We start from the raw sequence: 18,687 nt of genomic DNA, 5'->3' as shown, positions 1-18,687 counted from the left end.
ACACAAGGGATCAGACGGCGGCGGGCGCTTCCGCGGGAACGGCGGCGGCGGCGGACTCCAGCGGGTCGCGGGTGCGCAGCGAGGTGACCACCCGCAGCGCGGCGATCCACACCAGCGAGGCGCCGAGCACGTGCAGCAGCACCAGCGCGGCCGGCACGGCCAGGAAGTACTGGGTGTAGCCGAGCACGCCCTGGGCCAGCTCCACCGCGAACAACCCGAGCACGGCCCGGACGGCCGCCCGCGGCGCGCCGGTCACGTGCAGCGCGAACAGCAGCGCGAACGTCAGCCCGACGACGAGGTAGACGATGTCGGCGTGCAGCCGGGCCACGGCCTCGATGTCGAAGTCGAAGCGGGAGGCGATCGCGTCGCCCGAGTGCGGGCCGGTGCCGCTGACCACGACGCCCGCCACCAGCAGCACGGCCGTGGCCGCGAGCAGTGCGTAGCCCAGCCGCCGCACGTCGCGGTGGGCGATCCGGACGGCCGGGCCGTCGCCCTCGCCGGCGCGGGCGTAGAGCATCCAGCAGGCGGCGATCAGGGCCATGGAGATCAGGAAGTGCATGCCGACCGTGAACGGGCTGAGCGCGCTCCTGACCACCAGGCCGCCCCACAGCGCCTGGGCCAGCACACCCGCGGGCTGCAGCAGCGCCAGGCGCACCAGCACCCGCCTGCGCGGGACCAGGCGCAGCGCCGCGAGCACGCACGCCGCGCCCACCGCCAGCACCAGGAACGTCAGCAGCCGGTTGCCGAACTCGATGAGCATGGTCAGCATCGACATCTCGGGATGGGCGATCGGCACGAAGCTGTCGGGCGTGCACCTCGGCCAGGTCGGGCAGCCGAGCCCGGAGCCGGTCACCCGCACGCCGGCGCCGGTCACCGCGATGCCCGCGTTGGCCACCACGGACGCCAGCGCCCAGCCGCGCATCGAGCGCGCGGTCGGCGCCCAGAAGGTGTTCAGGGCGCGGACGAGGACGTTGGAGCGGTCCGTGGATGGTTTCACGTCATCGATGGTACGGGCCGGGTGGGACGGTCCCGTCAGAGGCTTCTCAGCGCGATCCGCCATGTGACATATTACCGAGAGGCGTATCCTTGGAGGCTCCCGGACGCCCCCGCTCGACCCGTTCCCCGAAGGACTCGAACCGTGATCAGTACTGTCGACTACCACACCGGCGGTGAGCCGTTCCGGATCGTCACCGGCGGCGTGCCCGAGATCCCCGGGCGGGACGTGCTCACCCGGCGGGAGAACGCGCCCGGCCACGCCGACCACGTCCGGCGGCTGCTGTGCCACGAGCCGCGCGGGCACGCCGACATGTACGGCTGCTTCCTGGTCCCGCCCGACGACGCCGGGGCGCATCTCGGCGTGCTGTTCTGGCACAAGGACGGCTTCTCCACCGCCTGCGGCCACGGCACGATCGCCCTGGGCGCGTACGCGGTGCACGAGGGGCTGGTCGAGGCCGATCCCGACGGGGAGACCGACGTGGTGGTGGACGTGCCGTCGGGGCGCGTCACGGCCCGGGTGCGCTGCTCGGGCGGGCGGGTGGAGGCGGTGACGTTCGTCAGCGTCCCGTCGTACGTGCTGGCCCGGGACGTGGCCGCCGCCGGCACCCGGGTCGACCTCTCGTACGGCGGCGCGATCTACGCCTCCGTACCGGCCGGGGCGCTGGGCCTGTCCGTCGAGCCCCGGCACCTGACCGCGCTCGTCGAGCACGCCCGCCGGATCAAGGCCGCCCTGGCGGGCCACCCCGCCACCCGGCACCCGGCCGACGACCGCCTGTCCGGCGTGTACGGCGTGATCTTCTACGACGAACTGCCGGACGACGACGAGGGGCATGCCCGCCAGCGCAACGTCACCGTCTTCGCCGACGGCGAGGTGGACCGCTCGCCGTGCGGCTCGGGCAGCGCCGCCCGGATGGCGCTGCTGCACGAGGCGGGCCTGCGCGGCACGCTGGTCCACGAGAGCGTCGTCGGGTCCGTCTTCAGGGCGCGCGTGGCCCGGGTGACCGGCGAGGGGATCGTGCCGGAGATCGAGGGCATGGCCTACCGCACCGGTAGGCACGTCTTCGAGCTCGATCCGGCCGACCCGATCGGAACGGGGTTCACGCTGCGATGAGCACGCTCCCCTACCTCGACGGGGCCGCGCTGGAGCGGCTGGTGCCGGTCGGCCGGGCCGTGGGCCTGCTCGAAGAGGCCCTGCGCGCCGGGCTCGACCCCGAGCTGACGCCCCCGCGGACCGGCGTGGATCTGCCCGCCGGTCAGCTCCTGCTCATGCCGGCCGCCGCCGGCCGCTACGCCGGGGTCAAGGCCGTCAGCGTGGCGCCCGGCAACCCCGGGCGCGGGCTGCCCCGGATCCAGGGGACGTACCTGCTGCTGGACGGCGAGACCCTGGCGCCGCTCGCCGCGCTCGACGGGATCGCGCTCACCTCCCTGCGCACGCCCGCGGTCTCGGCGCTGGCGGTCGCGCACCTGGCCGAGCCGGACGCGCGGCGGCTGGTGGTGTTCGGCAGCGGGCCGCAGGCGTGGGGCCATGTCCTGGCCCTGCGCGAGGTACGGCCCGTCGAGCACGTCACGGTCGTCGGCCGAGACTCCGCCCGCGCCGAAGCCCTGGCCGCCCGCTGCCGCGACCTGGGCCTGACCGCCGAGGCGCTGACCGCCGGGGAGCCCGGGACGGCGGCGGCGATCCGGGCCGCCGACCTGGTCGCCTGCTGCACCACCGCCAGAGAACCGCTGTTCCCCGGTAAGCTCGCCCGCGACGGCGTCACCGTCGTCGCGGTCGGCTCGCACGAGCCCGGGGCCCGCGAGCTCGACGGTGACCTCGTCGCCCGCGCCACCCTGGTCGTCGAGGCCAGAGCGGCCGCCCTGGACGAAGCCGGTGACGTGATCATCCCGATCCGCCACGGTACGATCACCTCTGGTCATCTCGCCGGAAACCTCGCCGAGCTGATCGCCGGAAGGGTGGTGACCGATCCTGGCCCGCGGGTGTTCAAGAGCACGGGCATGGCGTGGGAGGACCTGGTGGTCGCCGCGGCCGCGTACGAGGCGTGGATGTAGGAGGGAAGGCGGATGGCTGCCGAGGACCGGCTCGACCTGCCGATGGTGGGGGAGCGGCAGAGCCTGCGTGAGCAGGTCGCGCACGCGCTGCGGGCCGCGCTGATCACCGGCGAGATGCGGCCGGGGGTGGTCTACTCCGCGCCCGTGCTCGCCGCGCAGTTCGGTGTCTCGGCCACGCCGGTCCGCGAGGCCATGCTCGACCTGGCCAAGGAGGGCCTGGTCGAGGCCGTGCGCAACAAGGGCTTCCGGGTGACCGAGCTGTCCGACCGCGACCTCGACGAGCTCACCCAGATCCGCGAGCTGATCGAGGTGCCCACCGTCTCGCGGCTGGCCGACAGCGCCCGCGCCGAGGAGTTCGAACGGCTGCGCCCGGTCGCCCAGGAGATCGTCTCGGCCGCCGACCGCGCCGACCTGCTCGCCTACGTCGACGCCGACCTGCGTTTCCACCTGGAGCTGCTGGCACTGTCCGGCAACGTCCACCTGGTGGAGGTGGTGCGCGACCTGCGTAACCGGGCCCGCCTCTACGGCCTGTCCCAGCTCGCCGAGCGCGGTTCCCTGACCGACTCGGCCAGGGAGCACCTGGCCCTGCTCGACGCGCTCAAGAGCGGCGACGCCGCGGCGGTCGCCCACCTCATGGCCGAGCACATCGGGCACGTACGCGGCATCTGGGCCGAACACTGACACGGACCACAGGTTTTACTGTCCAAAATTAGAGGATTTGTCCGTTTTGCGGTAATCTTTGGGCACGCTGACATTCAGCCGCACAGGCCCTGGTCACGCGGAAGCCCGCTCCGCTGGCCTTCCCGGGCTCGGCGACCGCCCACCTGACGCCGAGCCCTCCGCCGCGCGCCCGAGAGAACCCCATCCCACGGGCGCGCGGCGGCACCTACTTCCGCCCGGTCGTCATCCGGGTCGAGCCCAGGCTGGCGGCCACGATGCACACGATCGCCGTCCACTGCTGCACGTGCAGCACCTCGCCCAGCAGCAGCACGCCGGCCATCGCCGCCACGGCCGGCTCCAGGCTCATCAGGATGCCGAACACGTGCTTGGGCATGCGCCGCAGCGCCTGAAGCTCCAGCGAGTACGGGATCACCGACGACAGCAGCCCGACCCCCAGCCCGATCAGCAACAGGTGCGGCTGCAACAGGTCGGCCCCGCCGCTCGTGACGCCCACCGGCGCGATCACCACGGCCGAGACGATCATCGCGAACGACAACCCGGTCGTGCCGGGGAAACGCCGACCGGCCGCCGCCGACAGCAGGATGTAGCCGGCCCAGCCCGCGCCCGCCACCAGGGCGAACCCGATGCCGAGCCACCAGCCCGCCGACACCGGCTCGCCCCAGGGCGCCAGCAGCGCCACGCCGAGCCCCGCCAGGCCGATCCACACCAGGTCGAGCCGGCGCCGCGAGGCCGCCACGGCCACGCCCAGCGGACCGAGGAACTCGATCGCCACCGCGACGCCCATCGGCAGCCGCGCCAGGGCCTCGTAGAACGACAGGTTCATCAGGGCGAGCGTCACGCCGAAGCCGACCCCGACCGCCCAGTCGCGCCAGCTCAGCCCCTTCAGCTTGGGCCGGGCCACCGCCGCCATGATCAGGCCGCCGGTCGCGATGCGCAGGAACACCACGGCGCTCGGCGGCAGCGTGGCGAACAGATCCTTGGCGAACGCGGCGCCGATCTGCACCGAGACGATGGCCAGCAGCACGAGCGACGAGGGCGGGATCGAGTCCGCGGCCTGGCGCAGCAGGCGTCCTGGCCCGGGCAGCGCCGGGCGGCGATCGAAGGGATCGTCCAGGGCGAATTCGGTCAAGGGGAACACCTCGGGAGAAGCTTGAGCAGTCGTCAGAGCGTACTGACCTCGGAGGACTTCTCCGCATCCGGGGTGCTACGCCTGACCTGGGCCGCTCACTCCCAGCGGAACAGGCGGGAGACCAGGGCGAGGGTCACCACGGCCCAGCCGGCCAGGACCAGGACGGGCCCGACCGGCAGCGCCGCCCCCTGGGCCAGCACCGTACGCAGCCCGCCGGTGAGCGCCGAGATCGGCAGCAGCTCCAGGAACGGCCGCGCGCCCTCGGGGAACTTCGACAGCGGGAACACCACCCCGCCCGCCCCGAGCAGCACCAGGTAGACCAGGTTGGCCCCGGCCAGCGTCGCCTCGGCCCGCAACGTGCCGGCCATGAGCAGCCCGAGCCCGCTGAAGGCCGCCGTGCCGAGCACGATCAGCAGCGCCGCGGCCAGGAACGACCCGTGCGGACGCCACCCCAGCGCCAGCCCCACGCCGACGATCACCACGGCCTGGATGACCTCCACGGCCACCACCGCGGCCGTCTTGGCCAGCATGAGCCCGGCCCTGGACAGCGGCGTCGCGCCCAGCCGCTTCAGCACGCCGTAGCGGCGCTCGAAGCCGGTGCCGATGGCCTGCCCGGTGAAGGCCGTGGACATGACGGCAAGCGCGAGCACGCCCGGCACGAGGAAGTCGACCCGCCGTCCGCCGCCGACGTCGACCAGCGGCGCCAGCGAGAAGCCCACCAGCAGCAGCACCGGGATGATCAGCGTGAGCAGGAGCTGCTCGCCGTTGCGCAACATCGTGCGGATCTCGGCGCCGGCCTGCGCGAGCACCATGCGCGGGAACGGCGCGGCGCCCGGCGCGGGCGTGAGGTCGAGCGCGGCGGTCATCGCAGCTCCCTGCCGGTCAGTTCGAGGAAGACGTCTTCGAGGGTACGGCGCTCGATGCGCAGGTCGTCGGCCGTGACGCCCTCGGCCGCGCACCAGGCCGTGACCGTGGCCAGCAACTCGGGCCCGACCTGGCCCTCGATGATGTAGTGGCCGGCGGGCGACTCCTTGGCCGCGCTGCCCGCCGGGAGCGCGTTGAGCAGTTCCTCCAGCGTGAGCCCCGGCCTGGCCCTGAACCTGAGCTGCCGCTCGGCCCCGGTCAGCGAGGCGGGGCTGCCCTCGGCCACCACGCGCCCCCTGTCGATGATCACGACGTGGTCGGCCAGCCGTTCGGCCTCGTCCATGTGGTGGGTGGTCAGCACCACCGACACGCCCGCGCCGCGCAGCTCGCCGACCAGCTCCCAGCAGGCGTGCCGGGCCTGAGGGTCGAGACCCGCCGTCGGCTCGTCGAGGAAGACCAGCTCCGGCCGGCCGATCACGGCCGCGGCCAGCGAGAGCCGCTGCTGCTGCCCGCCCGACAACCGCCGGTAGGCGGTGCGCGCGTGCTCGGCCAGCCCGAGCCGGGCCAGCAGCGCGTCCGGGTCGAGGGGGCGGGCGTAGAAGCGGGAGACCAGGCGCAGCCACTCGGCGCAGCGCATCGCCGGCGGCACCCCGCCGGCCTGGAGCATCACCCCGACACGCGGCCGCAGCTCGGGCAGTGTGGGCGCCAGGCCGAGCACCCGGACCGTGCCGGAGTCGGCCTTGCGGAACCCCTCGCAGATCTCGACCGTGGACGTCTTGCCCGCGCCGTTGGGCCCGAGGACGGCGGTGACCGCGCCGCGGCCGGCCCGCAGGGTGAGGCCGTCGAGGGCGGTCCTGCCGCCGTAGCGTTTGACCAGGTCGACGATCTCGACGGCTGGGGAATCCATGGCCACGAGTTTAGGGACTGCGCCGGGCGGTCCGCCCCTCAGGTACGGGCCCGGCGGGCGGCTGCCGGGCGCCCTGTCCGGAAATGGACGGCCCTTGACCGGACCGTTCCCCGGAAAGGCGTGAGAACGGGGGGAAGTCCGGCGATGAGCCTCACGTCTGAGGAGGTTGCATGTCGCGACGCAGTGGATATGACCCTGGAGTCCCGTGCTGGGTGGACCTGGCCAGCACCGACGTCCCCGGCTCGACCCGGTTCTACGGGGAGTTGTTCGGCTGGCAGGCCGACATGGTGGACGACCCGCAGGCCGGCGGGTACGGGATGTTCCTCCACGACGGCAAGAAGGTCGCGGGCGTCGGCCCCGCCAGGAACGGCCGCCCGGTCTCGCTCTGGAACACCTACGTCGCCACCGACGACATCGCCGCGCTGGCCGCCCGGGTCAAGGACGCCGGCGGCACCGTCGTGGCCGAGCCCATGGAGATCTTCGACGAGGGCAGCATGACCGTCTTCCAGGCCCCCGACGGCTCCTTCGCCTGCGGCTGGCAGGCGGCCGCCCACCCGGGCGCCGAGCTGGTCAACGAGCCGGGCGCGTTCTGCTGGAACGAGTTGTACACGCGCGACGTGCCGGCCGCCGAGCGTTTCTACGCGCAGGTCTTCGGCTGGACCGCCCGTACGTCGGACATGGGCGGCATGCCGTACACCGAGTGGCTGGCGGGCGAGACGAGCGTCGCGGGCATGATGGCGATGCCCGAGCAGGCCCCGGCGGAGCTGCCGTCGTTCTGGCTGACCTACTTCGCGGTCGAAGACCTCGACGCCGCCCTCCGCAGCGCCGAGGACGTGGGCGTGAACGTTCTCGTGGGCGTGACCGAGGCCCCTCCCGGCCGGTTCGCGCAGCTCATCGATCCGCAGGGCGCGGCCTTCGGCGTCATCCAGCTCAACGAAACAGCCTGAAATATCTGATAAGCGGGAATTAGGAGGACCGAATCCCGGTTGGATCTCTCGGCCCTCGTGGGTCATCGGCCTGCGAGGGAGAGGGGTTCACGCATGTCCGTGGCAGAAGCCACGTCCACCGCCGTCGAGCGCAAGGGCGGGGGGAGCCGGGGGCTGCTCCTGGTCATCCTGGGCGCGCTGTCGGCGATCGGCCCGCTGTCCATCGACATGTACCTGCCCGCGCTGCCCGCCATCACCGAGGAGATGCTCAGCGCCCCGGCGCAGGTGCAGCTCACCCTCACCGCCTGCCTCATCGGCGTGTCCGTCGGCCAGGTCGTCGCCGGGCCGGTCAGCGACGTACGCGGGCGCAGGGGCCCCTTGCTCGTGGGCGTCTCCGGGTTCATGGTGGCCTCGCTGCTGTGCGCGTTCGCGCCGTCGGTGCCCGTGCTCATCGTCCTGCGGCTGCTCCAGGGCGTCCTGGGCGGGGCCGCGCTGGTCATCGTCCGCGCGGTCGTGCGCGACCTGTACGACGGCGCCGCCATCGCCCGCATCTTCGCCACGCTGATGCTGGTCAGCGGCCTGGCTCCGATCCTGGCTCCCATCGCGGGCGCCCAGCTGCTCTCCTTCACCTCCTGGCGCGGCGTGTTCGTGGCGCTCAGCGTGGCCGGGCTCGTGCTGCTGCTGGCCGTACTGCCGGGCGTGCGCGAGACGCTGCCCGCCGAGCAGCGTGAGAGCGGCGGGCTCGGCCACACCGTACGCATCTTCTGGCAGCTCCTGCGCGACCGTTCGTTCATGGGCTGCGCGCTCACCGCCGGGCTGGCCTTCGCGGCGATGTTCGCCTACATCTCCGGCTCGCCGTTCGTCCTCCAGCAGGTGTACGGCGCCACCCCGCAGCAGTACTCGCTCATCTTCGGGCTCAACGCGCTCGGCCTGACCGCGATGGCCCAGCTCGGCGGCCGGCTGTCGGGCCGCGTGGAGCCCGCCCGCCTGGTCGTCGTCGGGCTCGTCACCGGCCTGGTCGGGGCGGGGGTGCTGCTGACCGCCGCGCTCGCCGGGCTCGGCCTGGCCGGCATCGTGACGGGCCTGTTCGTGATCATGCTGGGTCAGGGACTCGTCCTGCCCGGCACCGGCGCGCTGGCGCTGGCCGGGCAGCCCGCGCAGATCGCCGGCAGCGCCTCGGCGTTGCTCGGCGTGCTCCAGTTCGCGCTGGGCGCCGTCGCAGCCCCGCTGGTCGGGCTGGCGGGCGAGGGCACGGCCCTGCCGATGGCCGTCGTGATGCTCGGGCTCATCGCCTGCTCGGCGCTGGTGTTCGCGATTCTGGGACGCCGAAAGGTTAGGTAAGCCTTACCTGCGTGAGGAATTCCATTGCCGGCCTGCTCCGATTCGTTTGTGGAGCGGGAAGGAATTAAGGCACACTGATGTTGTGAAAAACATGCCCACGATCGAGCCCGGCAGCGAGCGCAGCACACGCGCCCGTGTCGCCAGGCTGATCCTTGAGCATGGTCCCGTGACGGCCGCCTCGCTCGGCGAGCGGCTGGGGCTGACGCCCGCCGCGGTGCGCAGGCACCTCGACGCGTTGCTGGCCGAGGGAATGATAGAGCCTCGCACGGTCAGGCCGCGCGGTCAGCGCGGACGCGGACGGCCCGCCAAGCTGTTCGCCATCACCGACGCGGGGCGCAGTGCTTTCGAGCACGCCTATGACGATCTCGCCGGAAGCGCGCTGCGCTTCCTGGCCGAGCGCATGGGACGAGAAGCGGTGACCGACTTCGCCCGCTCGCAGGTGTCGAGCCTGCTGAGGCGGCTGGAGCCGGTCATGCGGACGGTGCCGGCCGACCAGCGCGTACAGGTGCTGGCGCAGGCGCTGTCGGTAGAGGGATACGCCGCCTCGGCCAGCAAGGCCAAGTCGGGCGGCGACCAGCTCTGCCAGCACCACTGCCCGGTGGCTCACGCGGCCGCGGAGTTCCCGCAACTCTGCGAGGCCGAGACGGAGGCGTTCGCGCAACTGCTCGGCACCCCGGTGCAGCGCCTGGCCACGATCGCGCACGGCGACGGGGTGTGCACGACGCACGTGAGCCCCAAGTCGCTGGCTGAATCCGCACACAGAGACAAGAGCAAGGAGACCGGAAGGTGACTGTCACCGACCGCCCGGAGCTGGAAGGCCTCGGGAATTACAAGTTCGGCTGGGCCGACCCGGATGCCGCGGGCGCGGCGGCCAAGCGTGGCCTGTCCGAGGAGGTCGTCCGCGACATCTCCGCGCTCAAGAACGAGCCGGAGTGGATGCTCGACCTTCGCCTGAAGGGCCTCCGTCTGTTCGGCAAGAAGCCGCTGCCCACCTGGGGCTCCGACCTCACCGGCATCGATTTCGACAACATCAAGTACTTCGTGCGCTCGACCGAGAAGCAGGCCGCTTCCTGGGACGAGCTGCCCGCCGACATCAAGAACACCTACGACAAGCTCGGCATCCCCGAGGCGGAGAAGCAGCGCCTCATCGCCGGCGTCGCGGCCCAGTACGAGTCGGAGGTCGTCTACCACAAGATCCGTGAGGACCTTGAGGAGAAGGGCGTCATCTTCGTCGACACCGACACGGGCCTGAAGGAGCACGAGGAGCTCTTCAAGGAGTACTTCGGCTCGGTGATCCCGGTCGGCGACAACAAGTTCGCCGCGCTCAACACCTCCGTGTGGTCGGGTGGCTCGTTCATCTACGTGCCGCCGAACGTCGAGGTCGAGATCCCGCTGCAGGCCTACTTCCGGATCAACACCGAGAACATGGGCCAGTTCGAGCGGACCCTGATCATCGTGGACGAGAACTCCTACGTCCACTACGTCGAGGGCTGCACCGCGCCGATCTACTCCTCCGACTCGCTGCACAGCGCCGTCGTCGAGATCATCGTGAAGAAGAACGCCCGCTGCCGTTACACGACCATCCAGAACTGGTCGAACAACGTCTACAACCTGGTCACCAAGCGCGCCGTCGCCTACGAGGGCGCGACCATGGAGTGGATCGACGGCAACATCGGCTCCAAGGTCACGATGAAGTACCCGGCCGTCTACCTGATGGGCGAGCACGCCAAGGGCGAGACGCTGAGCGTCGCCTTCGCCGGCGAGGGCCAGCACCAGGACGCCGGCTCCAAGATGGTGCACCTGGCGCCCAACACCAGCTCCAGCGTCATCTCCAAGTCGGTGGCGCGCGGCGGCGGCCGCACCTCCTACCGCGGTCTCGTGCAGATCGAGGAGGGCGCCCACGGCAGCGCCAGCACCGTCAAGTGCGACGCGCTCCTGGTCGACCAGATCAGCCGCTCCGACACCTACCCGTACGTCGACGTGCGCGAGGACGACGTCTCGATGGGCCACGAGGCCACGGTCTCCAAGGTCAGCGAGGACCAGCTCTTCTACCTCATGAGCCGCGGGCTCGGCGAGGACGAGGCGATGGCGATGATCGTGCGCGGCTTCGTCGAGCCGATCGCCCGTGAGCTGCCCATGGAATACGCGCTCGAGCTCAACCGGCTGATCGAGCTGCAGATGGAAGGAGCCGTCGGCTGATGGGCCTGAACGAGAAGCCCCTGTCGACCCTGCACGAGAAGGCGTCCTTCGACCTGGGCGACTTCGAGGTCCCGATCGGGCGCGAGGAGTCGTGGCGTTTCACGCCGCTCTCCCGCCTGAAGGGCCTGCACAACGGCAAGGCCGAGCCCGTGGGCCACGTGCGCCTCGACGTCGAGGCCGCGCCCGAGGTCGTCGTGGAGACGGTCGGGCGCGACGACGCCCGCGTCGGCAAGGCGTTCACGCCCACCGACCGGGTCAGCGCCCAGGCGTGGAACAGCTTCGAGAAGGCGACCGTGATCACGGTGCCGCGCGAGGCCGTCACCTCCAGGCCGACCGTCCTCACCCTGACCGGTGAGGGCGACGGCGCCGCCTACGGCCACATCGTGGTCAAGGTGGAGCCGATGGCCGAGGCCGTGGTCGTGCTCGACCACAAGGGCAGCGCGGTCTACGCCGACAACATCGAGTTCGTCGTCGGCGACGGCGCCAACCTCAAGGTCGTCAGCCTTCAGGACTGGGACGACGACGCCGTCCACGTCTCCCACCACCACGCCCAGCTCGCCAAGGACGCCACCTTCCGCAGCTTCGTGGTGACGCTCGGCGGCGACCTGGTCCGGCTGTCGCCCAGCGTGGCCTACACCGCGCCCGGCGGCGACGCCGACATGTCGGGCGTCTACTTCGTGGACGCCGGCCAGCACCTGGAGCACCGCCTCCTGGTCGACCACTCCCAGCCCAACTGCAAGAGCAACGTCGACTACCGCGGCGCGCTGCAGGGCCAGGACGCGCACGCCGTCTGGATCGGCGACGTGATCATCCGGGTCGAGGCCGAGGGCACCGACACCTACGAGCTCAACCGCAACCTCATCCTCACCGACGGCGCCCGCGCCGACTCGGTCCCCAACCTGGAGATCCTCACCGGCGAGGTCGCCGGAGCCGGGCACGCCTCGGCCTCGGGCCGCCTCGACGACGAGCACATCTTCTACCTCCAGGCCCGCGGCATCCCCTACGACGAGGCCCGTCGCCTGGTCATCAGGGGCTTCCTCGGCCAGCTCATCGAGAAGATCCAGATCGAGGAGATCCGCGACCGCGTGTTGTCGGCGGTGGAGGCGGAGCTCGCGCGATGAGTTTCGAGAAGGTCTGCCAGGTCACCGACATCCCCGACGGCGGTGTCATCGGCGTCGAGGTCGGCGAGACCCCGGTGGCGCTGGTGCGCAAGGGCGACGACGTCTTCGCCCTGCACGACGTCTGCTCCCACGCCGAGGTCAAGCTCAGCGAGGGTGAGGTCTACGACGGCACGCTGGAGTGCTGGCTGCACGGCTCGTGCTTCGACGTACGCACCGGCAAGCCGACCGGCCCGCCCGCCATCAAGCCCGTGAACGTCTACACAGTCAAGATCGACGGCGATGACGTCCTCGTCTCGCTCTCGAAGGAGTCATAACAACATGTCCACCCTAGAGATCCGTGACCTCAAGGTCGCCGTCGAGGACAAGGAAATCCTGCGCGGCGTCAACCTGACGGTGAAGTCCGGCGAGACGCACGCCATCATGGGCCCCAACGGCTCGGGCAAGTCGACGCTCGCCTACGCGATCGCCGGTCACCCCAAGTACACGATCACCGGCGGCCAGGTGCTGCTCGACGGCGTCGACCTGCTGGAGCTGTCGGTCGACGAGCGCGCCCGCGCCGGCCTGTTCCTCGCCATGCAGTACCCGGTCGAGGTCCCCGGCGTCTCGGTGTCCAACTTCCTGCGCTCGGCCGTCACCTCGGTCCGCGGCGAGGCGCCCAAGCTGCGCGAGTTCGCCAAGGACCTCAAGGCCGGCATGGACGCCCTGTCCATCGACGCCGCCTTCGCCCAGCGCAACCTCAACGAGGGCTTCTCCGGCGGTGAGAAGAAGCGCCACGAGATCCTTCAGCTCGAACTCCTCAAGCCGAAGATCGCCGTGCTCGACGAGACCGACTCCGGCCTCGACGTCGACGCGCTGCGCGTGGTCTCCGAGGGCATCAACCGCTTCCGCGACTCGGGCGAGACCGGCGTGCTGCTGATCACCCACTACACCCGCATCCTGCGGTACGTGAAGCCCGACTTCGTGCACGTCTTCGCCGGCGGCAGGATCGTCGAGGAGGGCGGGCCGGAGCTGGCCGACAAGCTCGAGGCCGAGGGCTACGAGCAGTACACGAAGGCGTCTGCATGACTTCCACCAGCTTTGACGTGGAGAAGATCAGGAAGGACTTCCCGATCTTCTCCCGCGAGCTGCCCGACGGGCGCCCGCTCGTCTACCTCGACTCGGGCAACTCCTCGCAGAAGCCCAACCAGGTCATCGACACCATGCGCGACCACCTGGCGCTGCACTACAGCAACGTCGGGCGGGCCATGCACGTGCTCGGCTCGGAGTCGACCGAGGCGTACGAGAGCGCGCGCGACAAGGTGGCGGCGTTCGTCGGGGCGGGCTCGCGTGACGAGGTGATCTTCACCAAGAACGCCTCCGAGGCTCTCAACCTCGTGGCCTACTCCTTCGGCAACCCCGCCAACACCGACCCGCGCTTCACCCTCGGCCCCGGCGACGAGATCGTCATCTCCGAGATGGAGCACCACTCCAACATCGTGCCCTGGCAGCTGCTCGTGCAGCGTACGGGCGCGACGCTGAAGTGGTTCGGCGTCACCGACGAGGGCCGGCTCGACTTCGACCCGGCCGTCATCACCGAGCGCACCAAGATCGTCTCGATTGCCCACCAGTCGAACGTGCTCGGCACGGTCAACCCGGTCGCCGCCGTGGCCGCGCGGGCCCACGAGGTCGGCGCGCTCGTCATGCTCGACGCCTCCCAGTCCGTGCCGCACCACCCGGTGAACATGGCCGAGCTGGGCGCCGACTTCGTGGCCTTCACCGGCCACAAGATGGTCGGTCCCTCGGGCATCGGCGTGTTGTGGGGCCGTACCGAGCTGCTGGAGGCCATGCCCCCGTTCCTGGGCGGCGGCGAGATGATCGAGGCGGTCTGGATGGACCACTCGACGTACGCGCCGATCCCGCACAAGTTCGAGGCGGGCACGCCGCCCATCGTCGAGGCCATCGGCCTGGGCGCGGCGGTCGACTACCTCACCGAGGTCGGCATGGAGGCCATCGAGGCGCACGAGCGCTCGCTGACGGCCTACGCCCTCGACGCCCTGCGCGAGGTGCCGTCGCTGCGCCTCATCGGGCCCGACTCCCTCGACCAGCGCGGCGGCACGTTGTCGTTCACGCTGGAAGGCATACACCCCCACGACGTGGGGCAGATCCTTGACGACCAGTTCGGGGTGGCCGTACGCGTCGGGCACCACTGCGCGCGCCCGCTGCACCTGCGGTTCGGAATACCGGCGACCACACGGGCGTCGTTCTACCTGTACAACACCACGGGCGAGATCGACGCCCTGGTGCGCGGCCTCCATCACGTTCAGAAGGTGTTCGCATAGCCATGATCGGCGAGTCGATGTACCAGGAGCTGATCCTGGAACACTACAAGCACCCGCAGGGGCGGGGGCTGCGCGAGCCGTACGACGCCGAGGTTCACCACGTGAACCCGACGTGCGGCGACGAGATCACGCTCCGGGTCAGGGTGGGCGACGCCGGTAAGATCGAGGACGTCTCCTACGACGGCCAGGGCTGCTCGATCAGCCAGGCGGCCGCCTCCGTGCTGCACGAGCTGACCACCGGCTCGACGGTCGAGGAGTCGTTGTCGGTGGTCGACGAGTTCACCCGGCTCATGCAGGGCAGGGGCCAGGTCGAGGCCGACGAGGAAGTGCTCGGGGACGCGGTGGCGTTCGCGGGCGTGGCCAAGTTCCCGGCGCGTGTCAAGTGCGCGCTGCTGTCCTGGATGGCCTACAAGGACGCTGTTGTGAGGAGTGCCCAGTGAGCAAGCCAGTGGAGACTCCGACCGGCTTCGACGGTGACACGACCGTCGAGGAGGTCATGGAGGCGCTCAAGGACGTCGTCGACCCCGAGCTCGGCATCAACGTCGTCGACCTGGGGCTGATCTACGGGCTCAACCTCGACCCGACCGACGGCGGTCAGCCGGTGGCCACCATCGACATGACGCTGACCAGCGCGGCCTGCCCGCTGACCGATGTCATCGAGGACCAGGCCCACTCGGCGCTCGACGGCATGGTCTCCGACGTGAAGATCAACTGGGTCTGGCTGCCGCCATGGGGCCCGGACAAAATCACCGACGAGGGGCGTGAGCAGCTCCGTATGCTAGGCTTCAACGTCTGATCTTTCTGGCTGTTACGGCTGGCGTTCGGACGTCAGCCGTTTCAGTGTGCCAAGGAGGGGTTCGGAAGGTCCGTACCCAGCCAGGGAATATCCGATAACATCCCGGGCGTTGGCACCAGGTATACACCAGACGCCTCATCTCGCGTCATCGCGCCGCCTGCGGCCGGTGCCCCGGTGTATCCCCCCTGTGAAGTCCCGCCCATATGGCGGGCGTACTGCAACGTGTACGGCATCAGGCCGTATGTCCCGGCTCGTCCTTTCGCAGAAGTGACGCGCCACTTCGACTGAAAGGCACGAATTTCGTGACCATGCTTGACTCTGTCATGCCCTCGTTCGACGAGACCGCCCCCGAGGCGGGCCCGTCGGAGTTCGAACTGCTCGGCCTCCCCAAGCCGCTCATCAGCGGCCTGGCCAAGCAGGGCATCGACAGCCCTTTCCCCATCCAGAGTGCGACGATCCCCGACGTGCTGGCCGGTCATGACGTCCTTGGTCGTGGCCAGACTGGCTCGGGCAAGACCCTGGCCTTCGGTTTGCCGACCATGGCGCGCATCGCGGGGGTGAGGCCCGCCGCGGGCCATCCGCGCGCGATGATCCTTGTGCCCACCCGTGAGCTCGCGCTCCAGGTGCATGACGCGCTCGAACCGCTCGGACGCGGTCTCGGGTTGCGGATGAAGGTCGTCGTGGGCGGCATGTCCATGGGCAAGCAGATCGAGGCGCTGCGCCGTGGCGTCGACGTCGTGATCGCCACCCCGGGCCGCCTGGGCGACCTGATCCGGCAGGGCGAGTGCTCGCTGTCGCAGGTCCAGGTCTCCGTCCTGGACGAGGCCGACCACATGTGCGACCTCGGCTTCTTCCCCGTCGTCACCGAGCTGCTGGCCCAGACCCCGACCGACGGGCAGCGGCTGCTGTTCTCGGCCACCCTCGACGGCGACGTCGACAAGCTGGTGCGTCGCTTCCTCAAGGACCCGATCACCCACTCCGTGGCCCCGGCGACCTCGCCGGTCGACACCATGGAGCACCACGTGATGCAGGTGACGCGCGACGACAAGTTCGACGTCACGGCCGAGATCGCCAACCGCGAGGGCCGTACGATCATCTTCGTCCGCACCCAGCACGGCGTCGACCGGCTGTGCAAGCAGCTCGCCCGGGTCGGCATCAAGTCCGGCGGCCTCCACGGCGGCAAGCGCCAGAACCAGCGCACCCGCATCCTGGCCGAGTTCCGCGAGGGCTCGATCAACGTGCTGGTCTGCACCGACGTCGCGGCCCGCGGCATCCACGTCGACAACATCAGCCTGGTGCTGCACGTCGACCCGCCGCAGGACCACAAGAGCTACCTGCACCGCGGTGGCCGTACCGCCCGCGCGGGCGAGAAGGGCACCGTCGTCACCCTGGTGCTGCCCAACGAGCGCCGCTCGACCGACGCGCTGACCAGGCGCGCCGGGATCCACCCGTTCCGGCTCAAGGCCACCCCGGGTCACCCCCGGCTGGCCGAGGTGACCGGGGCCAGGATGCCGAGCGGCGAGGCCATCCCGGTCTGGGAGCCCGACGTGCGCAAGCCGCTGCGGCCCCGCCGCGACGGCGGTCACGGCGGCGCCGAGCGCCGGGGCGGACGTCGTCCGCGCCGCGAGTTCGACGGTGAGCGTCGTCCGCGCCGGCACGAGGAGGGTTCCTTCGCCGGTGGCGACGACCGCCGTCCGCGCCGGCACGAGGAGCCCGGCGGCGAGGACCGGCGTCCGCGCCGGCACGCCGAGGGCGAGCGGCCGTTCGGCGGCGGGCAGCGTTCCTCCGAGCCGCGCACGTTCGGCGACGACCGCCGGCGTGGTGACCGTCCGCGTGGCGGCTACCGTTCCTCCGACGACCGCGGTGGGTTCCGTCCCGCCGAGGAGCGGCCGTTCCGTCAGGACGACCGCGGTGGGTTCCGCTCCGACGAGCGTCCCTCCCGTCAGGACGACCGGGGTGGGTTCCGCTCCGACGACCGGCCGGTCCGTCAGGACGACCGTGGTTTCCGGTCCGAGGGACCGCGTGGCGGCGGTTTCCGTGACGGCCAGCGCGGTGGCGGGTTCCGCGCCGAGGACCGGGGCCGCTTCGGCGCCGACCGCGGCCGTCCGTTCTCGGGCGACCGTGACCGGAGCGCCCGTCCCGACGAGCGCGCCCCCCGCGACGGCTTCCGCTCCGGCGGCGGCTTCCGCTCCGAGGAGCGCGGCAACGGCGGCTTCCGCCGCAACAACGGTGGCCGCCGCTTCGAGCGCTGACCCCACCTGAACGACGACCGCCCGCCGCACCTCCCATCGTGGAGGCGCGGCGGGCGTCGCCGTTTCCGGGGGATGTCAGGACGTCAGGGCGTTCAGGGCACGGTCGACGTCGTCCGGGGTGTTGTAGACGTGGAAGCCCGCCCGGACGCGGCCCGCGCGTACGGCGGCGCGGATGCCCGCCGCGGCCAGCCGCTCGCCCGGCGCCTCCACCGACACGATCGCCGAGTCGGACGGCTCCAGCCCGAGCCCGGCCCTGAACCGGTTGGCCAGGTTGACATCATGCTCGTGGATACGCTGGACGCCGATCTCGTTGAGCAGTTCGAGCGCCGGCGCCGCCCCGACGTAGCAGAACCAGGCCGGTGACAGGTCGAAGGCGCGGGCGTCGTCGGCCAGGCGCAGCGGCGGGCCGTAGAAGGAACCGCCGGGGTCCTCGCCGGCGTACCAGTTGGCGGCCAGCGGGCGCATCCGTTCGCGCACCCGGGGCGACAGGTAGCCGAACGCGGCCCCGCGCGGCGCCATGAGCCACTTGTACGCGGCACACGCCAGCACGTCGATCCCGTCGGCCACCGACACCGGCAGCCATCCGCACGCCTGGGAGCCGTCGGCGATGACCAGCGCGTCGTGGGCGCGGGCGGCGGCGACGACGTCGTGCAGCGGCGTGACGTACCCGGTGGCCGACTGGACGAGGCTGAAGGCCACCGCGTCGACGCGGCCCGTCACGGCGTCGGCCAGCCGCTCGGCGGGCACGGTCTCGACCTCGGCCGCCACCGCCCAGGGGAACAGGTTGCTGGTGAACTCGATCTCCGGCACCAGCACCCGCGACCCTGGCGGCAGCGCGGTCGCCACCGTGGACATGATCTGCGACACGGTCGAGCTGATCGTCACGTCGGCCGGATCGGCGTCGACCAGGTGCGCGAACGCCGTACGGGACCGGCCGACGGAGGCGTCCCAGGGCGTCCAGTCGCTGCTGCCGTGCCGCCACTGGGTCAGCACGGCCTGCAACTCCTCGAAGGCGGTACGCGGGGGAAGGCCGTACGAAGGGGTGTTGAGCCAGCCGGGGTCGGCGTCCCAGAGCTTGCCCACGGTCGCGAGGTCCATGACCACCAGC

The 18,687-nt window shown here is 71.2% G+C and carries 19 protein-coding genes; 14 read left to right on the top strand and 5 right to left on the bottom strand.

All coding sequences use genetic code 11. The features are described from left to right. Positions 1 to 10: 10 nt before the first annotated feature. Positions 11 to 997, bottom strand: a complete 987-nt coding sequence (locus IEZ27_RS42210) for a COX15/CtaA family protein (RefSeq protein ID WP_229824821.1) — start codon at positions 995 to 997, stop codon at positions 11 to 13. Positions 998 to 1,138: 141 nt separating this feature from the next. On the opposite strand from IEZ27_RS42210, the gene IEZ27_RS42205 reads away from it, so the two are divergent. Genes IEZ27_RS42205 through IEZ27_RS42195 form a run of 3 tightly spaced genes read left to right on the top strand, consistent with a single transcriptional unit; the run spans position 1,139 to position 3,726 of the window. Continuing rightward, positions 1,139 to 2,107, top strand: coding sequence for a proline racemase family protein (locus IEZ27_RS42205; protein WP_189652399.1), 969 nt, complete (start codon positions 1,139 to 1,141; stop codon positions 2,105 to 2,107). Further along, positions 2,104 to 3,045, top strand: a complete 942-nt coding sequence (locus IEZ27_RS42200) for an ornithine cyclodeaminase family protein (RefSeq protein WP_189652398.1) — start codon at positions 2,104 to 2,106, stop codon at positions 3,043 to 3,045. The genes IEZ27_RS42205 and IEZ27_RS42200 overlap by 4 nt, the downstream gene beginning before the upstream one ends. Before the next feature lie 12 nt (positions 3,046 to 3,057). After that, on the top strand, positions 3,058 to 3,726 hold the full coding sequence (locus tag IEZ27_RS42195) for a GntR family transcriptional regulator (RefSeq protein WP_189652397.1): 669 nt from the start codon (positions 3,058 to 3,060) through the stop codon (positions 3,724 to 3,726). 205 nt (positions 3,727 to 3,931) lie between these two features. Here the strand turns inward: IEZ27_RS42195 and IEZ27_RS42190 are convergent, their stop codons facing one another. From IEZ27_RS42190 to IEZ27_RS42180, 3 genes are all read right to left on the bottom strand, one after another. Further along, the gene (locus IEZ27_RS42190; RefSeq protein ID WP_189652396.1) at positions 3,932 to 4,855 is read right to left on the bottom strand and encodes an EamA family transporter; all 924 of its coding nucleotides are present in this window, start codon (positions 4,853 to 4,855) and stop codon (positions 3,932 to 3,934) included. Between the two features lie 95 nt (positions 4,856 to 4,950). Continuing rightward, complete coding sequence (locus IEZ27_RS42185) at positions 4,951 to 5,721, bottom strand: ABC transporter permease (protein WP_189652395.1); 771 nt, start codon at positions 5,719 to 5,721, stop codon at positions 4,951 to 4,953. Further along, a complete protein-coding gene (locus IEZ27_RS42180; RefSeq protein ID WP_125642233.1) occupies positions 5,718 to 6,626 on the bottom strand; it encodes an ABC transporter ATP-binding protein in 909 nt (302 codons plus the stop codon). The genes IEZ27_RS42185 and IEZ27_RS42180 overlap by 4 nt, the downstream gene beginning before the upstream one ends. A gap of 170 nt (positions 6,627 to 6,796) precedes the next feature. Between IEZ27_RS42180 and IEZ27_RS42175 the strand changes: the two genes are divergently transcribed. From IEZ27_RS42175 to IEZ27_RS42125, 11 genes are all read left to right on the top strand, one after another. After that, a complete protein-coding gene (locus tag IEZ27_RS42175; RefSeq protein WP_189652394.1) occupies positions 6,797 to 7,573 on the top strand; it encodes a VOC family protein in 777 nt (258 codons plus the stop codon). Positions 7,574 to 7,666: 93 nt separating this feature from the next. After that, positions 7,667 to 8,893, top strand: coding sequence for a multidrug effflux MFS transporter (locus tag IEZ27_RS42170; protein WP_189652393.1), 1,227 nt, complete (start codon positions 7,667 to 7,669; stop codon positions 8,891 to 8,893). A gap of 91 nt (positions 8,894 to 8,984) precedes the next feature. After that, the gene (locus IEZ27_RS42165; protein WP_189652392.1) at positions 8,985 to 9,683 is read left to right on the top strand and encodes a helix-turn-helix transcriptional regulator; all 699 of its coding nucleotides are present in this window, start codon (positions 8,985 to 8,987) and stop codon (positions 9,681 to 9,683) included. Further along, on the top strand, positions 9,680 to 11,092 hold the full coding sequence (gene sufB, locus IEZ27_RS42160; RefSeq protein ID WP_125642244.1) for a Fe-S cluster assembly protein SufB: 1,413 nt from the start codon (positions 9,680 to 9,682) through the stop codon (positions 11,090 to 11,092). The genes IEZ27_RS42165 and sufB overlap by 4 nt, the downstream gene beginning before the upstream one ends. Beyond that, the gene (sufD, locus tag IEZ27_RS42155) at positions 11,092 to 12,213 is read left to right on the top strand and encodes a Fe-S cluster assembly protein SufD (RefSeq protein ID WP_189652391.1); all 1,122 of its coding nucleotides are present in this window, start codon (positions 11,092 to 11,094) and stop codon (positions 12,211 to 12,213) included. The genes sufB and sufD overlap by 1 nt, the downstream gene beginning before the upstream one ends. Beyond that, positions 12,210 to 12,527: a non-heme iron oxygenase ferredoxin subunit gene (locus tag IEZ27_RS42150; protein ID WP_189652390.1), complete on the top strand. Its 318-nt coding sequence runs from the start codon at positions 12,210 to 12,212 to the stop codon at positions 12,525 to 12,527. Before sufD ends, IEZ27_RS42150 begins: the two co-directional genes overlap by 4 nt. A gap of 4 nt (positions 12,528 to 12,531) precedes the next feature. Next, on the top strand, positions 12,532 to 13,278 hold the full coding sequence (gene sufC, locus IEZ27_RS42145) for a Fe-S cluster assembly ATPase SufC (RefSeq protein WP_125642253.1): 747 nt from the start codon (positions 12,532 to 12,534) through the stop codon (positions 13,276 to 13,278). Then, positions 13,275 to 14,531: a cysteine desulfurase gene (locus IEZ27_RS42140; RefSeq protein WP_189652389.1), complete on the top strand. Its 1,257-nt coding sequence runs from the start codon at positions 13,275 to 13,277 to the stop codon at positions 14,529 to 14,531. The genes sufC and IEZ27_RS42140 overlap by 4 nt, the downstream gene beginning before the upstream one ends. Before the next feature lie 2 nt (positions 14,532 to 14,533). Further along, entirely contained in the window at positions 14,534 to 14,971 is a 438-nt protein-coding gene (sufU, locus tag IEZ27_RS42135; protein ID WP_125642259.1) for a Fe-S cluster assembly sulfur transfer protein SufU, read from the top strand. Between the two features lie 56 nt (positions 14,972 to 15,027). Continuing rightward, positions 15,028 to 15,327, top strand: a complete 300-nt coding sequence (locus tag IEZ27_RS42130; protein WP_229824829.1) for a metal-sulfur cluster assembly factor — start codon at positions 15,028 to 15,030, stop codon at positions 15,325 to 15,327. A 308-nt stretch (positions 15,328 to 15,635) separates the two neighbouring features. Further along, the gene (locus tag IEZ27_RS42125) at positions 15,636 to 17,579 is read left to right on the top strand and encodes a DEAD/DEAH box helicase (RefSeq protein ID WP_189652388.1); all 1,944 of its coding nucleotides are present in this window, start codon (positions 15,636 to 15,638) and stop codon (positions 17,577 to 17,579) included. Positions 17,580 to 17,654: 75 nt separating this feature from the next. Here the strand turns inward: IEZ27_RS42125 and IEZ27_RS42120 are convergent, their stop codons facing one another. Next, positions 17,655 to 18,677, bottom strand: coding sequence for an aminotransferase class V-fold PLP-dependent enzyme (locus IEZ27_RS42120; protein ID WP_189652387.1), 1,023 nt, complete (start codon positions 18,675 to 18,677; stop codon positions 17,655 to 17,657). Positions 18,678 to 18,687: the final 10 nt, after the last annotated feature.

Origin of the sequence: Nonomuraea spiralis, from assembly GCF_014648435.1 — a bacterium.
Taxonomy (GTDB): domain Bacteria; phylum Actinomycetota; class Actinomycetes; order Streptosporangiales; family Streptosporangiaceae; genus Nonomuraea; species Nonomuraea spiralis.
The sequence above is the reverse complement of the archived record's forward strand: the minus strand, read 5'-3'. Positions and strand labels throughout refer to the sequence as shown.

Bases quoted from the DNA above. Each gene is read 5' to 3' on its own strand.
- IEZ27_RS42200 (WP_189652398.1), top strand. From the start codon at position 2,104: ATGAGCACGCTCCCCTACCTCGACGGGGCCGCGCTGGAGCGGCTGGTG.
- IEZ27_RS42195 (WP_189652397.1), top strand. From the start codon at position 3,058: ATGGCTGCCGAGGACCGGCTCGACCTGCCGATGGTGGGGGAGCGGCAG.
- IEZ27_RS42185 (WP_189652395.1), bottom strand. From the start codon at position 5,721: ATGACCGCCGCGCTCGACCTCACGCCCGCGCCGGGCGCCGCGCCGTTC.
- IEZ27_RS42180 (WP_125642233.1), bottom strand. From the start codon at position 6,626: ATGGATTCCCCAGCCGTCGAGATCGTCGACCTGGTCAAACGCTACGGC.
- IEZ27_RS42175 (WP_189652394.1), top strand. From the start codon at position 6,797: ATGTCGCGACGCAGTGGATATGACCCTGGAGTCCCGTGCTGGGTGGAC.
- IEZ27_RS42170 (WP_189652393.1), top strand. From the start codon at position 7,667: ATGTCCGTGGCAGAAGCCACGTCCACCGCCGTCGAGCGCAAGGGCGGG.
- IEZ27_RS42165 (WP_189652392.1), top strand. From the start codon at position 8,985: ATGCCCACGATCGAGCCCGGCAGCGAGCGCAGCACACGCGCCCGTGTC.
- sufD (WP_189652391.1), top strand. From the start codon at position 11,092: ATGGGCCTGAACGAGAAGCCCCTGTCGACCCTGCACGAGAAGGCGTCC.
- IEZ27_RS42150 (WP_189652390.1), top strand. From the start codon at position 12,210: ATGAGTTTCGAGAAGGTCTGCCAGGTCACCGACATCCCCGACGGCGGT.
- sufC (WP_125642253.1), top strand. From the start codon at position 12,532: ATGTCCACCCTAGAGATCCGTGACCTCAAGGTCGCCGTCGAGGACAAG.
- IEZ27_RS42140 (WP_189652389.1), top strand. From the start codon at position 13,275: ATGACTTCCACCAGCTTTGACGTGGAGAAGATCAGGAAGGACTTCCCG.
- sufU (WP_125642259.1), top strand. From the start codon at position 14,534: ATGATCGGCGAGTCGATGTACCAGGAGCTGATCCTGGAACACTACAAG.
- IEZ27_RS42130 (WP_229824829.1), top strand. From the start codon at position 15,028: ATGGAGGCGCTCAAGGACGTCGTCGACCCCGAGCTCGGCATCAACGTC.
- IEZ27_RS42125 (WP_189652388.1), top strand. From the start codon at position 15,636: ATGCTTGACTCTGTCATGCCCTCGTTCGACGAGACCGCCCCCGAGGCG.
- IEZ27_RS42120 (WP_189652387.1), bottom strand. From the start codon at position 18,677: ATGGACCTCGCGACCGTGGGCAAGCTCTGGGACGCCGACCCCGGCTGG.